A 14,809-nucleotide genomic window follows, 5' to 3' on the forward strand; every position below is an offset into this window, starting at 1 on the left:
GTGAGGTTGTGGAGCCAGATGAGCGTTTAACCTGGACTCGTACTGCTGGTATTGGTGCTCAGCATGTTATTGCAATGTTTGGTGCCACATTCTTGGTGCCTATTCTTACTGGCTTTGATCCATCAACCACTTTGATGTTCACTGCTCTTTCCACAGCACTGTTCTTATTGATTAACGCGAATAAGCTTCCTAGTTATCTGGGAAGCTCTTTTGGTCTTATAGCCCCTGTTATGGCTGTAACAGCTGCTCATAAGGGTATTGCAGTTGCAAGTTTTGGCATCATGTGCACCGGTTTGCTTCTTGCTCTTATTGGTATTCTTGTTCATTTTGCAGGAGCAAAGTGGATCGACGTTATTATGCCTCCTGTTGTTAACGGTGCAATCGTTGCAATTATTGGTTTTAACTTGGGCCCAGCTGTGTGGAGCAACTTCCAAAAAGCTCCAGACACAGCACTCGTAACTCTTGTTGCTGTTATGTTGATTGCAGTAGTATTCCGTGGTCTTCTTGGACGTTTGAATATTCTTCTTGGCGTGCTCGTTGGCTACGCTTACGCTTGCTTTAATGGACAAGTAGATTTTAGCCAGATTGAGAAGGCTTCTTGGATTGGCTTCCCTAAGTTCCACACTCCACAAGTTGATTTCTCTGTGCTGCTTATGTTCTTGCCGGTTGTGCTTGTGCTTATTGCAGAAAACGTCGGACACGTAAAATCTGTGGCTCAGATGACTGGTCGAGATTACGATTCTAAGATTGGTACTGCGCTGTTTGCTGATGGCTTAGGTACTGCTATTGCTGGATGCTTCGGCGGTTGTGGTACTACTACCTACGGTGAAAACATTGGTGTTATGGCTGCAACAAAGGTTTACTCAACCGCAGCTTACTGGTGTGCAGCTGCGTTTGCGTTCATCCTGAGCCTTTGCCCTAAGTTCGGTGCTGTTGTGAATTCTATTCCAGCTGGCGTTTTGGGCGGCGTCACCACTTTGCTTTACGGCATGATTGGCATGATTGGTGTGCGCATTTGGGTAGAGAACAAGGTGAACTTCGATAAGCCAGTGAATATTATGATTGCTGCAATCGTGATGATTATTGGTATCGCTAACTTCCAGTTCGCTATTTCTGGTATTCAGTTCAACGGTATCGCTATCGGCACTGTTGTGGTGTTGGTTGTGTATCACGTTATGAAGGCTATTGGTAAGCTCACCGGCACAATTGCTAAAGACGATCCAGATGTTGCTTAACTGTACAATCTGATTTAATATAATCCGATTTAAGCGCGTTCGCATTAACTTTGCGGGCGCGCTTTTTTGTAATTATTTTTGATTACACAACAAGTAGATTGGGAATAATTAATATAGTACGATTAGCTTTATGTTGAAAGTCATTATAGAAATAATCATTGGCGTTGCATGGGCTGCTTTTGGTGCGTATCTGGCTAAAAAACCTAAAAACACTAAAGTGCATAAGCGTTCTGATTATTCAAGCGACGGAACGAAAAAGAGCAATCAAAATAATGATTTTGCCGATACTTCTTCCGATACTTCTTCCGATACTTCTATGGATGATTCCAGCAATCAAGATGTAGTTGTAGAAATCATTGATGAAGATAATAACAGTGATGATGTTGTTACTAAAGATGCTTCTAAAGATGAGCCTAATAGTGAAAACAAAGATAAGACTTTTTCAAAGTTCTCAAAAAAAATAAAAGATTGGGCAGACTATTATAGTGACGATGATGACCTCGGTGACCTCTTTACTGATCTATTAGAAGCTAAGAAGAAACTAGAAAACGAAGGCGATTCGCCAAAAAATAGCGATACTAGCGAAGATAGCGAAAATAGCGAAAATAGCGAAAGCAATACTAGCAATATTAGCGATAATAGTAATAGCAATAAAAACGATGATAAAGTTACCAAAAATAAGGAGCATAAGCGTTCTATGAGATTAGAGTTTAATGTAGGTAAATTTATTGGCGGTTCAAGAAAATGGCGTTGGGTTATTGTTGCAATAGTAGCAGCAATAGCTTTTATATGCGCAATTGTTTTTGGTCTTGCAAAGTTTATAACCGATTGCATGTGGTATGCGCAGCTCGGATTCGAAAGCGTAATTTGGATTCAGCTGGCCGCAAAAGTAGGTGTTTGGGTGCTGTACGCTGTGCTGATGTCTGCTTTCGGTTATTTGTCGGCATCGTTGGCAATTAAAGCGCGACCGAGCAATGCAGACGGATCTTATATTCGCGTGCGCGGAAATATTATAGACTTAAAACACGGAATTAGTTCCAAGGTTGCTCTACACATTGCAGGTGTTATTTCATTAATTGTCGGCGCAATTTTCGGCTCACAATTCTACAACCACTGGGTGCAAATTTTACTTATGTTTAACGCTCAGCCTTTTGGAATTAAGGATCCACAATTTGGAATTGACAATGGCTTCTACGTATTCGTACTTCCCGGATTAAGGCTATTTATCAGTGCCTTTGTGCTACTGCTAGTAATATCCCTTATTTTCTCTGTTATTACTCATGTGCTTATGGGATCTATACGCTTCACGGTTCCAATCAATGGTAAAGGAATACTAAGTATTACTAAGCGCGCTCGCAGACAGATTGCTGTCTGGTTTATGCTGGTAGTTTTGTCTTTCGCTGTTCAACAAATTGTTGACATGTTTGCTTTTGTAACGCTTGACGGTTCGCGTATTACTGGTGGTTCATATACTGATATGAATGCTAGAGTGCCTGGAAGTATAGTAATGGCAGTAGTGACTGTTTTGGTTGGTGCTGTTCTTGCGTTTTGGCTTATGCAATCTCACGCAATCTCTGGAGAAGCTCCTATTGCTGAGCGTTTCAAGACTACTGTGAAAGCTTGGAAAACTCCAACAATTGCTTTGGCTTCTTTAATTGCTTGCTCAATTGTTATATCTTTTGCTTGGCCTGTGCTGTTGCAACGTTTTAAGGTGGCACCTAATGCTCAGGAAATGGAAGCACCTTACATTCAGCATAATATTGATGCGACGAAGTTTGCGTATGGGTTAAATAATGTAAAGAAAGAATCCTATAACGCAACTTCTCAAGGTAAATCTGGCGCTTTGGCAAAAGAAGCAGAATCTACTGCACAAATTAGGCTTTTAGACCCTCAAGTTACTTCTCCAACTTTCCGACAACTTCAGCAGTCTAAGCAATACTATACGTTTGCAGATACGCTTGCAGTCGATAAATACGATATTGACGGAGTAAGTCAGGATACTGTTATTGCTGCGCGCGAACTCGATTTGGCGGGTAATGATAATCGCAACTGGGTAAACGATCACACTGTTTACACGCACGGTTACGGAATTGTTGCAGCTTACGGAAACAAAGTTACTGCAGATGGTCAGCCTCAATTTATGGAGTATGGTATTCCTACGCAAGGTAAGCTTACGAAGTTGCAAAAGTATGAGCCTCGTATCTACTTCTCTCCAAACGCTCCTGAGTATTCTATCGTTGGTTCTCCAAAGGGTACTGCTCCTTGGGAATTTGATTACCCAACTGGTTCAAATGGTGCTTTAACAACGTTTAAGGGAAATGGTGGACCAAGCGTTGGCAACTTCTTCTCTAAGCTGCTACATGCTATTCGTTTTGAATCCGATCAAATTCTATTCTCGGATAGAGTTACCGCAAATTCCCAGATTTTGTATGATCGCGACCCTAAGACTCGCGTTTCAAAGGTTGCTCCATATTTGACATTGGATGGGCGCGTTTATCCTGCGGTTGTTGACGGTCGAGTTAAGTGGATTGTTGACGGCTATACTACGTCTGATGCATATCCTTATTCGCAGATGACTGATTTTGGTAGCATAACCCAAGATTCCACAACTACTACATCTCGCTCAATTAAAGGTTTGACTAATCAGCGTGCAAACTACATTCGCAATTCTGTAAAAGCTACGGTTGACGCTTATGATGGTTCGGTTGACTTGTATGTATGGGATACAAAGGATCCTGTGATTAAGGCTTGGAAATCAATATTCCCAGGGCATTATCATGATATTTCTAAAATTTCCGGCGATTTAATGAAGCATTTACGCTACCCAGAAAGCCTGTTTAAGGTTCAGCGTTATTTGCTTGCAAAATATCATGTGGACACTGCAAGTCAATTCTTCTCAGGAGAAGACTTCTGGCAAACTCCAGTAGATCCTACGGAATCGCAAAGTCTTCAGCGTGAAGATATTTTGCAACCTCCATATTATTTGACCTTACAAACTGGAGACGCAAAGAAGCCTGTATTCTCGCTTGTTTCCACCTACATTCCTGCTGGTAGAATTACGCGCGAAATTTTGACTGGATTCCTTTCTGTAGATTCCGACGCGGGAGATACTCCAGGAAAAATTAGTCCAAATTATGGTAAGCTTCGCTTGCAAGAATTGCCGAAAGTTTCTAATGTTCCAGGACCTGGTCAGGCTCAGAATAATTTCAACGCAAACGCAAACGTGTCTAAAGAGTTGAATTTGCTTGAATCTGGTTCTACTAAAGTTAAGCGCGGAAACTTGCTGACTTTGCCGCTTGGAGGCGGATTGGTTTATGTGGAGCCTGTTTATGTGCAATCGAGTGGTTCTACAAGCTATCCGTTGTTGAAGAAAGTGCTGGTTGCATTTGGTGATCAAGTCGGTTTTGCTGACACGTTAGATGAGGCTCTTGACCAGGTATTTGGTGGAAATTCTGGCGCTTCTGCAGGGGATGCCGTCAACAAATCTGGTGGCGAAAAGGTTGACAAATCTGCTGCAGGTGCTGATCAAAAAGATTCAAATACTCATCGTTCAACAAGTGAGCTTTCCCAAAAGCAATCAGCTTCTACGAATCCTCAAGCTACGAATCCTCAAGTAAAGGCTGCTCTTAAGCGAGCTGCTCAAGCGTTAAAGGATTCTGACTCTGCAATGCGTCAAGGAAATTGGGAAGCGTATGGCAAAGCTCAAAAAGAGCTAAGCGATGCGATTAACGATGCTATGAAAGAAGAAGCTAGCAAGTAATAGAATTTTGCTACTATTCCGTTACTGTTGAGTTATTATTCCGTTACTATTTCAGTTTTCGAGCTGAGATAGTAACGGATATTTTTTTATTGATGTGTTGATTTCTCAGTTAATTAGCTGACTTTTAACGGCGATTAAAGTTGGTTATCAGGATCTTCGTCGTCACTTACCGGACCAAGAAGCATACGCTCACTAATATTGACTATTCCCATAAGCAATGCTGTAAAAGCAATAATTACTAAAGTTGCTGAAAAAATAAGGGGAGTGCGGAACGAATTGTAAGCAGCCTGTAACCAAATGCCTAATCCTTGACGTGCGCCAAGATATTCTGCAGTTGTAGCGGAACCAAACACATAAGCTGCGCTAATGCGAATACCGCCGAAAATTTGTCGCGCTGCAACGCGCAACTTTACATGCCATAAAGTCCAAACGCGACCAGCTCCACAGGTTAATGCAACGTCGCTATAAAAACTTGGTACAGCATCCAAGCCTCTAATCGTTTGAACTGCAATAGGGAACATGCTGAAAATAGTTACGATAACTATTTTCCCAGACATTTCGAAACCGAACCATATAAGAAATAGAGGGGCAATCGAAATAAGTGGTAACGTTTGTGCAGCACAAAGAAGGGGGAACAAAGCTGCGTGAACCAGCTTGCATACGTGAAAAAGTACGCCCAGTAAAATGCCGCTCACAATGGCAAGACTAAAACCAACAATTGTTTCTTTAATAGTTGCAAGAGTTGCAGGCCATAGTTGCGGCCACACTTCACAAGTGGCTTTTGCAATAGTTGTCGGAGTTGGAATAGAATTTTCTGGAATATTATAAAACTCGCAAGAAAGCTGCCAAACAATTAACAATGTGATAATAGAAATTACGGTTGGCAGGTAATTGTGCAGTAGTGTTTTCCAACGCGCGTGCGTCATGGAATATTGTTCCTTTCAATAAGCAAGCCATAATGCTTGGCTGAGTTGCTTGACTGCTGCCCCAATCAAACAACATAAAATTTTATAAACTTTCTTGTATGAAAATATCACATAGCTGGTATGTAGCGGCTATGCTAGCATTTTACGCATATTTACGCATATTTGTCTTTCGATAAGAGCATAATCGAGTCGTTTCGTGAGTCAATGTGTGGCAAACCGAAAGTGTTAATTTTCGGGGGCATTGAACGGCGCGGGCTAGGCCCTTGATACCGTTTTCTGCCAAGTTCGTGTCACATTCCCAGAAAACGGTTATTTCAAGAAAGTTAGGGAACTCATGACATGTCAATTATGGCGTAATATGCGAGCTTTTTGTTTGCAATTTAATAAAAATATTATGCGCGTAATAGCGGTATTTATAAGTTCGTGTTGCATTATGTCTCTGTGTGCGTGCGGTTCGAACGGCGGTCAGCAAAATAATAAGTCTAGTCTTCGCAATGTGTCGTTTATGCTGTCATGGATACCGGATACTAATCATATTGGCGTATACGTGGCAAAGCATATGGGATGGTTTAAGCAAGCTGGTTTACACGTAAACATTTTGGCTGTTTCTCAAACCGGTGCTGAACATGCAGTCGATTCTGGTGCTGCCGATTTTGCTTTAAGTAACATTACCAATCTTGCAGATTTCAGCACAAAGGGTGCGAGATTAAAAGAAGTTTTGCAAGTTCAACAAAAGCCTAGTGCAATTTGGTGCGCTCTCGCTAAAAACACTAATATTCATTCCCCGAAAGATTTTGATAACAGAACTTTCGCAACCTTTGGTTCTGCGGAAGGTGACGCGGTAATTCGACGTATGATTCAGTACGATGGTGGAAAAGGCAAGTTTGACAAGGTAACAGTTGGTACTTCCACATTCCGTACGCTCGAATCCGGAAAGGCGGATTTCGGCGGTTTTTATGGCACTTGGGAAGGTGTACAAGCGGAAATGTATGGTCCCAAGTTGCATTGCTTCAAAGAAGCTGATTACGGTGTGCCAGGCCAGCAAGATACCATTGGTATTATTACTCATGCAAACACGGTTAAACGTGATCCGAAACTTGTTCGCGCTTTCGTTAAAGCAGTTAAGCGCGGTTATGAATACGCTTATAATCATCCAGATGAAGCTGCAAGCATTTTGGTAAAAGAAGCTCCGGAAGCTAATCTTGATGTGAAATTCGTTAAGCGAAGCATGAAGATGATTGTTGACGGTCAATACTGGGGCAATCGTGCAGATATTAAGAGCGGCAAGTTTGTGTTCGGCACAAGTGATGTTAAGGGTGCTCAAGAATACTTCGACTTCCTAAGTAAGGAAGGTGCGTATACGGATTCTAAAGGCAAAGTAACATATAAAACTCCTCAGGCGAAAGAATTAACTACAGACGAATTTTTGAAGTAGTTTACTCAATGACTTGAGTCTTGCTAAAATAGACCGAGGCATATAAGGGCGTATCGAGAGCTGCATACTCATATGAGTGCAGTCGATACGCCCCTTTCGTCGTTTTATTACACATACGAATGGGAAAATGGTGGCATAATGGCGTCAGATTTTTGGCTTGTTGTTGGTTTAGGTAATCCTGGGTCAAAATATGAGGGAACTCGTCACAACATGGGCTTTATGGTTGCGGATGTGCTTGCAGAACGTTGGGCTGTGTCTCTTGCAGACCACAAAGGTTTAGCAAAGCTCGGTAAAGGTGTTATGAATCTCGACGGACGTATGGCCAAGTTTTTCCTAGCTAAGCCGTTAACTTTTATGAACGATTCCGGAGCGGCTGTTGCTTCTATAAGTTCTTATTATCAAATTGAGCCGGATCATATCGTGGTAATCCACGACGATATGGATCTAGACTTTGGCCGTATTAAAGTAAAAGCTGGCGGTTCTGCAGGCGGACACAACGGTATTAAGTCTATTGATCGCTCTCTTGGAACTCCGCAATATGCCCGCATTCGCATGGGTGTAGGTCACGCTCAGCGTGGTGCTCATGCGCACGATAATACGGTAAATTGGGTGCTTGGTGGTTTTGCTGGAGCACAAAAATCTGAACTTCCTAACTTTTTAGCTGACGGTGCTGACGCTGCAGAAAGTGTGATTTTCCAAGGGCTTGCGGCCACGCAGGAGCATTTTAATGGCCGTTAAGAGCGTAAGGAAAACAGTGTCGTCTGATACTGAAAATGAGCCCTCAGTTATTGCGCTGGACGATATTCTTAGCGATGTTTGCACTAACGACTCTCTTTTTCAAGATTTAGTTAGCAATGACTCAGATTTGTATGAGGATAGCAGTGCTAATGAAGGTGAACATGGCGATGGCAAGAATTGCGCTGAGAAAAGTTGCGGTGCGAATGACGAATTAACAGTTACAGCTCCTCTTGGAATTCGTCCAGCGCTTACTGCAGCAGTGGCAAAGCATACGCCGGTTGTGGTTATCGTGCCATCAAGTCGCGATGCGGAAGATTTTACTGTATCTGTTCGCGATTGGTATCAGGGCAATCCTCGCGATATTGCGTTATTGGAATCTTGGGAAACACTTCCTCACGAGCGTCTTTCTCCGCGAGCTGACACTGTTGCGAGTAGGATGGCGGTATTTCGTCGTCTTTGTCACCCTGAGAACAACAGTGAGTTATTTGGGCCAATTCAAGTGTTAATTATGCCGGTGAGGTCGCTTATTCAGCCGGTTGTAGAAGGACTTGGGGATGTTGATCCGCTTGTTTTTGCTTGCGGTGAAGAGTTATCTCTGCAAAGTGCTACGAAACGCTTGGTTCAGAATGCTTACACTCGTGTTGATCTCGTTATGGAGCGTGGTGAGTTTGCCGTTCGTGGCGGAATCATTGACGTATTTGCGCCAACGATGACGCATCCTGTGCGCATCGAATTCTTTGGCGATGAAATTGACACTATGAAGCAGTTTCACGCTTCAGATCAACGTACTTACGGATCAAATATCGCAAGTATGTGGGCTACTCCTTGCAGAGAACTTCAACTTACTGACAAGATTTGTCAGCGCGCGCGTTCTCTTATCGGGTCTATTCCTAACGCTGATGACATGTTGCAATCACTCGCTAATTCTATACCTGTTGAGGGTATGGAATCGTTGATTCCTGCTCTTGTCGACCGTATGCAATCAGTGCAAAGTATGTTGCCAAAACATGCCGTTATTATGCTTTCTGATCCAGAAAAATGCCGCCGCGCTGCAGAAGATGTTACGGCTACTGCCAACGAATTCTTAGCAGCCAGCTGGCATGTTGCAGCTTCCGGACATGGGGCGGGAGCTCCTATTACTTTCGATCAAGCCAACTTCTTAGATTTTGACGAAACTCTTTCCGCTTTGGAATTTTCAGATCATGATGTTTGGAAATTAACTTCTTTCGGAGTCGACCAAACTATTCACGGAAATATTGCTTTGCCAATTTGTGAGCCTCAAGAGTTTCGCGGTGATGAATCAAAAGTTTCTGGCGGAATCAGTGCACTTATTGACGATGGTTTCGACGTAACTATTACTTCGGCAGCATCCGGTACACTCGCTCGCTTAAGACGAGCAATATATTCCACAGGTGTACATAACTTCACAACGTTAAAATCAAGTATTTCAGACGGATTTATTGATAAAGCTGCAAAAATTGCGGTGCTTACCGAACGCGATTTAACCGGTAAATCTTCAACAGCAACGCAATTAAAAACGCCAAAGCGCAGGCGCAAAGCAATCGACTTAATGGAATTGAAGCCAGGCGATTTCGTTGTACACGAGCAGCATGGCATTGGTCGTTTTATTGGCATGAAACAGCGAAATATCGCGGTAACGGGCGGTACTGCAACTCGTGAATATTTAGTAATCGAATATGCACCAAGTAAACGCAACGCTCCTGCAGATAAATTATTTATTCCAACCGATCAGCTCGATTTAGTAAGCAAATATATTGGTGCAGAAATACCAAAACTTAACAAGCTTGGAGGATCGGATTGGGCCGCAACTAAAGCAAAAGCTAAAAAGCATGTTCACGAAATTGCGGAAAATCTTATTAAACTTTACTCTGCGCGACAGCAGTCTCGCGGTTTTGCATTTAGTAAAGACACCCCGTGGCAAAAAGAGTTGGAAGACGCATTTCCTTACCAAGAAACTGCTGATCAGCTTACTACAATTGACGAAGTAAAAGCAGATATGGAAAAACCAATGCCGATGGATCGCTTAATTTGTGGTGACGTTGGTTTTGGTAAAACTGAAATTGCGTTGCGTGCAGCTTTTAAGGCCGTGCAAGATTCTAAACAGGTTGTTGTATTGGTGCCAACTACGCTGTTGGTTCAACAACATTACGAAACTTTTACTACACGTTTTGAAGGCTTCCCGGTAAAAGTTGCGGCAATGAGCAGGTTCCAAACTAAGAAAGAATTAGACGATACGATTGCCGGAATTGCGGACGGTAGTGTTGATGTGGTAATTGGAACACACAAACTGCTCAATCCCAGCATAAAATTTAAAGATTTAGGTTTAGTTATAATTGACGAAGAGCAGCGCTTTGGCGTGGAACATAAGGAAACGCTCAAAGCTCTGCGCACAAACGTTGACGTATTAAGTCTTTCGGCAACGCCAATTCCAAGAACGCTTGAGATGGCCGTAACCGGTATTCGTGAAATGTCTACTTTGGCTACGCCTCCAGAAGACCGTCTTCCTGTGCTTACGTTTGTTGGTGCGTATGAAGATGCGCAGGTTACTGCTTGTATTAAACGCGAATTGTTGCGTGGTGGCCAAGTGTTCTACGTGCATAATCGCGTAGAGGATATTAGTTCCGTAGCAAACAAAATTCACGAGCTTGTGCCGGATGCGCGCGTTGCTATTGCGCACGGAAAAATGGGTGAGAAGCAGCTTGATTCTGTAATTCGTGATTTTTGGCATCGAGATATTGATGTGCTTGTGTGTACAACGATTATTGAAACAGGTCTTGATATTTCTAACGCGAACACGCTTATTGTCGATCACGCTGACCGATTTGGTTTAAGTCAATTGCATCAGTTGCGTGGCCGAGTTGGGCGCGGTCGTGAGCGAGCTTATGCTTACTTCTTGTATGATCCAACTAAGCCAATGACACAGCAATCTCACGATCGTCTTGCAACGATTGCTCAACATACGGCTTTGGGTTCTGGCTTTGACGTTGCTATGAAAGACTTGGAATTGCGCGGAACCGGTAATTTGCTTGGCGATGAGCAAAGTGGGCATATTGAGGGCGTAGGCTTTGACTTGTATGTGCGCATGGTTTCGGAAGCTGTTGAGAAATATAAGGAGCCGGAACGCGTTGAGGCTGTGGCTGTTACTATTGATCTGCCTGTTGAAGCTTCACTTCCGGTTGATTATATTGCGTCAGACAAGTTGCGTTTAGAAGCCTATCGTAAGATTGCTTCTGCGAATAACGTTGATGATTTGCAAGAGTTGCGTGAGGAGTTGCTTGACCGTTTTGGTCAGCCTCCAGCAGCGTTCGACGCTTTGTGTGATGTTGCAAAAATTCGTTTTGACGCACGCAAGTTAGGTATTACACAAATTAGTTCTCAAGGTAAGTCAGTTCGTGTTATTGGTTTTGATCCTCGGGAATCTTCTCTTATGCGTTTGCAGCGTATTTATCGTGGCGCACAATACCGTCCGCTTACGCATATGCTCATCATTCCAGCTCCTTTTGAATCCTCACTTGGAACTAGCGCAATGGACGAACATGAAATACTTTCCTGGGTGCATCAACTTCTTGAAGATTTAGCTTGGTAAATTTGTTCAAAAAATTGTGCATGTCACTTTTATGGAATGAATAGCAATGGTGGAATGAATAGCAAAAGAGACTTTTTTAATCTGCTATATTCCGGAGTGGCTAACTCTTTATATCGTTGATATACTCACAGAATCGTGATAATGTTTAATTATTAAAACAAGGAGCTAACTATGGCTGTTAGTTATAAAAAACTTTTACATCGCATGATTGAAGAAGATATTTCCAATCAGGACTTAATGAGAATGAGCAATATTTCCGCCAACATTATTACGAAACTACGCACTGGGCAATATATATCACTGGAAAAAGTGGAAGGTATCTGCACAGCTTTACACTGCACGCCCAACGATATTTTGGAATTTGTAGCGGAGGATGAAAAATAATGGCAAAAAAGGAAACTGCTGAAAAGGCATTAAATATAGATAGTATACTTTTTAATTGTAGAGATTACTTACGTGCAGCACGAAATTCTGGCTCATTTTTTGAAAAAAGAGATATGATGCTCACACTTGTATTCTTGCGTTTTATCGGTGAGAAATACGAAGACGGCATCGAATCACTCCGTAAGACTTTAATTGAGCAGGGACTAGACCCTGATGATGAAAACATCAGAGCTGCATTCTTTGATGATGCTACTTTTGCAGATGGAACATACAACCTTCCTGTAGAAGCAAGATGGTCAACCATCATTAACACACCGGCTCCAAAACTCAATGTTGCACTTGACACTGCATTAAGCAGACTTGAAGAGGAAGATCCTCAGCTTAAAGGTTGCTTTATAAAGGGTACATTTACCACTCGTAATTTAGCTGCTAATGACATCAAGAAAATTGTTGATGAAGTTAATAAAATCAGTCACAAGGCTTTTGGTGAAGAAAAAGATTTAATTGGCTATGTGTATGAATATTTCCTTAAAGAGTTCGCAGTTAATGCAACAAAAGAAGAAGGAGAATTTTATACTCCTCACGATGTGGTTAAGCTTATTGCAGCTATGATTGAACCGTTTGAAGGCACACTTTATGACCCTGCCTGCGGTTCTGGAGGTATGTTTATTCAAAGTGCCGAACTTGTGAAATCAAAGCAGGGTAATCTTAATAGCATCAATATTTATGGTCAGGAAAAGGAAGCTGCAACTTATCGTCTTGCAAAGATGAATTTGGCACTTCGTGGTATTAGCCATAACCTTGGTGGCACAAATGATTCTTCATTTACCCATGATTTACACAAGGGATTGTATTTCAACTACATCATGGCAAATCCACCTTTCAATCTTAAAGGTTGGTATGATGAAAATCTAAAGAATGACCCTCGCTGGGCAGATTATGGCACACCGCCTGAAAGCAATGCCAACTATGCGTGGATTTTACATATACTCTCACACTTAAAACCTTCTAACGGTGTTGCTGGATTCTTGCTTGCTAACGGTGCATTAAACGACAGCGATACATTGGAAATTCGCAAAAGACTTATCCAAAATGATAAGGTGGAAGCTATTATTGTTCTTCCGCGAGAACTGTTTATTACAACGGACATCAGTGTAACACTTTGGATTTTGAATCAGAATAAAAAGGGCGGAAAATACCACGATAGAAATCTTCGTAATCGTGAGAATGAAATTTTGTTCATGGATTTACGCACTTGGACGGAAAATGCTGTCAAAGGTGAAAACAAGAAAAAAGTACGCCTTAGTGCTGAGCAGATTCAGCATGCTGCCGATATCTACCACACTTGGCAAAGTGAAGGCACAGACGGCAATAATTATGCCATTCCGGAACTTTATCGCAGTGTTGGGATGACAGAAATTGAAAGCAAGGGGTGGGCTCTCACACCAAGCAAATATATCGAGTTTATCGACCATGATTTAGATATAGACTATGACAAGGAAATGGCACGCATTCAAGCCGAGATGAAAGACATTCTGCGTGAGGAAAAAGAGTCGCAAAAAATGCTTGAGGACGCCTTCAGGGGGATCGGCTATGAGATTGATTAACATTAGACTCGGGGATTATATTAAACGTTCTACAGAAAATAATTCTGATTTAAAATATGGAGAAGAATTAATAAAGGGTGTTAACAGTAGCGGTGTATTTGCTTCACCAAAAGGAAGCACTCTCGAAGTTGATTTGAAACCATATAAAATAGTTAACAATGAGGCTTTTGTATATAATCCAACTCGATTAAATCTTGGATCACTAGCATACAGAACAGAAGGATTATGCATTGTTTCACACTTATATATCATTTTCTATCTTACTGATGAAGGAAAGAAAATTATAAATCCACAATGGCTATATATTTATTTTCATAGAAATGAATTTAAAAGAGAAGTTACTTTCAGAAACTTTGGTAGCCAAAGACCTGAGTTTAATTTTAATGATATGAGTGATATCATCGTTCCTTTACCAGATATAAAAACACAGCAAAAGTATGTGAATGTCTACAATGCCATGGTGGCCAATCAAAAAGCCTACGAGCGTGGATTAGACGATTTGAAGCTTACTTGCGATGCATTAATTGACAATTATAAACATAAATCGACTAAAAAATCGGTTGGTGATATTCTTCAGGAAGTGGATGTCAGAAATGTTGATGGAATAATATCCAATGTTCAAGGTATTAATATTACAAAACAATTTATGCCTTCTGTTGCAAATACAAATGGCGTTGATTTGTCAAAATACAAATTGGTCTCCAAAGGTCAATTTGCATTTTCGGGAATGCAAACAGGACGAGATGAATGCATACGAATTGCACTGTTTGATAAAGAAGAACCAATAATTATTTCCCCAGCGTATAGCATTCTGCAAATAAAAGATGATAATGTCCTTGCAGAATATGTAATGATGTGGTTTTCTCGTAAAGAACTTGACCGTTTAGGCTGGTTTATGAGTGATGCAAGTATAAGAACTAATTTAGATATGGATCGATTCTACGAAATAGAAATACCAGTACCAGATTTAGAAGTTCAGAAGGCTATCATTGATATATATAATGCCTACAATATTCGTCGATCCATCAATGAAAAACTAAAAGCCCAAATCAAAGATATTTGCCCTATTTTAATTAAAGGCTCTATCGAAGAAGGAAGAAACACAAAGGAGGCATAA

At 41.6% G+C, this 14,809-nt stretch carries 9 protein-coding genes; 8 read left to right on the forward strand and 1 reads right to left on the reverse strand.

The annotated features are described in order from the left end of the window. On the forward strand, window positions 1-1,235 hold a 1,235-nt coding region (locus AXE77_RS00545; RefSeq protein ID WP_240612606.1), incomplete at its 5' end, for a uracil-xanthine permease family protein. A gap of 130 nt (window positions 1,236-1,365) precedes the next feature. Further along, complete coding sequence (locus tag AXE77_RS00550) at window positions 1,366-4,995, forward strand: UPF0182 family membrane protein (protein ID WP_116711640.1); 3,630 nt, start codon at window positions 1,366-1,368, stop codon at window positions 4,993-4,995. Window positions 4,996-5,129: 134 nt separating this feature from the next. Here AXE77_RS00550 and AXE77_RS00555 read toward each other — a convergent pair whose 3' ends face one another. Further along, the gene (locus AXE77_RS00555; protein ID WP_116711641.1) at window positions 5,130-5,921 is read right to left on the reverse strand and encodes an ABC transporter permease; all 792 of its coding nucleotides are present in this window, start codon (window positions 5,919-5,921) and stop codon (window positions 5,130-5,132) included. A 433-nt stretch (window positions 5,922-6,354) separates the two neighbouring features. On the opposite strand from AXE77_RS00555, the gene AXE77_RS00560 reads away from it, so the two are divergent. From AXE77_RS00560 to AXE77_RS00585, 6 genes are all read left to right on the forward strand, one after another. Further along, window positions 6,355-7,356 (forward strand): ABC transporter substrate-binding protein, encoded by a 1,002-nt coding sequence (locus AXE77_RS00560; RefSeq protein WP_430886641.1) that lies wholly within the window; start codon window positions 6,355-6,357, stop codon window positions 7,354-7,356. A 138-nt stretch (window positions 7,357-7,494) separates the two neighbouring features. Then, window positions 7,495-8,094, forward strand: a complete 600-nt coding sequence (pth, locus tag AXE77_RS00565) for an aminoacyl-tRNA hydrolase (protein WP_116711642.1) — start codon at window positions 7,495-7,497, stop codon at window positions 8,092-8,094. Further along, window positions 8,084-11,701, forward strand: coding sequence for a transcription-repair coupling factor (gene mfd, locus AXE77_RS00570; RefSeq protein WP_116711643.1), 3,618 nt, complete (start codon window positions 8,084-8,086; stop codon window positions 11,699-11,701). The genes pth and mfd overlap by 11 nt, the downstream gene beginning before the upstream one ends. 171 nt (window positions 11,702-11,872) lie before the next feature. Continuing rightward, entirely contained in the window at window positions 11,873-12,085 is a 213-nt protein-coding gene (locus AXE77_RS00575) for a helix-turn-helix domain-containing protein (RefSeq protein WP_066714829.1), read from the forward strand. Beyond that, entirely contained in the window at window positions 12,085-13,692 is a 1,608-nt protein-coding gene (locus AXE77_RS00580) for a class I SAM-dependent DNA methyltransferase (protein ID WP_116711644.1), read from the forward strand. Before AXE77_RS00575 ends, AXE77_RS00580 begins: the two co-directional genes overlap by 1 nt. Continuing rightward, a complete protein-coding gene (locus AXE77_RS00585) occupies window positions 13,679-14,809 on the forward strand; it encodes a restriction endonuclease subunit S (protein ID WP_116711645.1) in 1,131 nt (376 codons plus the stop codon). Before AXE77_RS00580 ends, AXE77_RS00585 begins: the two co-directional genes overlap by 14 nt.

Source organism: Gardnerella massiliensis (assembly GCF_003408845.1).
Classification (GTDB): domain Bacteria; phylum Actinomycetota; class Actinomycetes; order Actinomycetales; family Bifidobacteriaceae; genus Bifidobacterium; species Bifidobacterium vaginale_H.

Coding starts and splice junctions, on each gene's coding strand:
- AXE77_RS00550 (WP_116711640.1), top strand. CDS start 1,366: ATGTTGAAAGTCATTATAGAAATAATCATTGGCGTTGCATGGGCTGCT.
- AXE77_RS00555 (WP_116711641.1), bottom strand. CDS start 5,921: ATGACGCACGCGCGTTGGAAAACACTACTGCACAATTACCTGCCAACC.
- AXE77_RS00560 (WP_430886641.1), top strand. CDS start 6,355: ATGTCTCTGTGTGCGTGCGGTTCGAACGGCGGTCAGCAAAATAATAAG.
- pth (WP_116711642.1), top strand. CDS start 7,495: ATGGCGTCAGATTTTTGGCTTGTTGTTGGTTTAGGTAATCCTGGGTCA.
- mfd (WP_116711643.1), top strand. CDS start 8,084: ATGGCCGTTAAGAGCGTAAGGAAAACAGTGTCGTCTGATACTGAAAAT.
- AXE77_RS00575 (WP_066714829.1), top strand. CDS start 11,873: ATGGCTGTTAGTTATAAAAAACTTTTACATCGCATGATTGAAGAAGAT.
- AXE77_RS00580 (WP_116711644.1), top strand. CDS start 12,085: ATGGCAAAAAAGGAAACTGCTGAAAAGGCATTAAATATAGATAGTATA.
- AXE77_RS00585 (WP_116711645.1), top strand. CDS start 13,679: ATGAGATTGATTAACATTAGACTCGGGGATTATATTAAACGTTCTACA.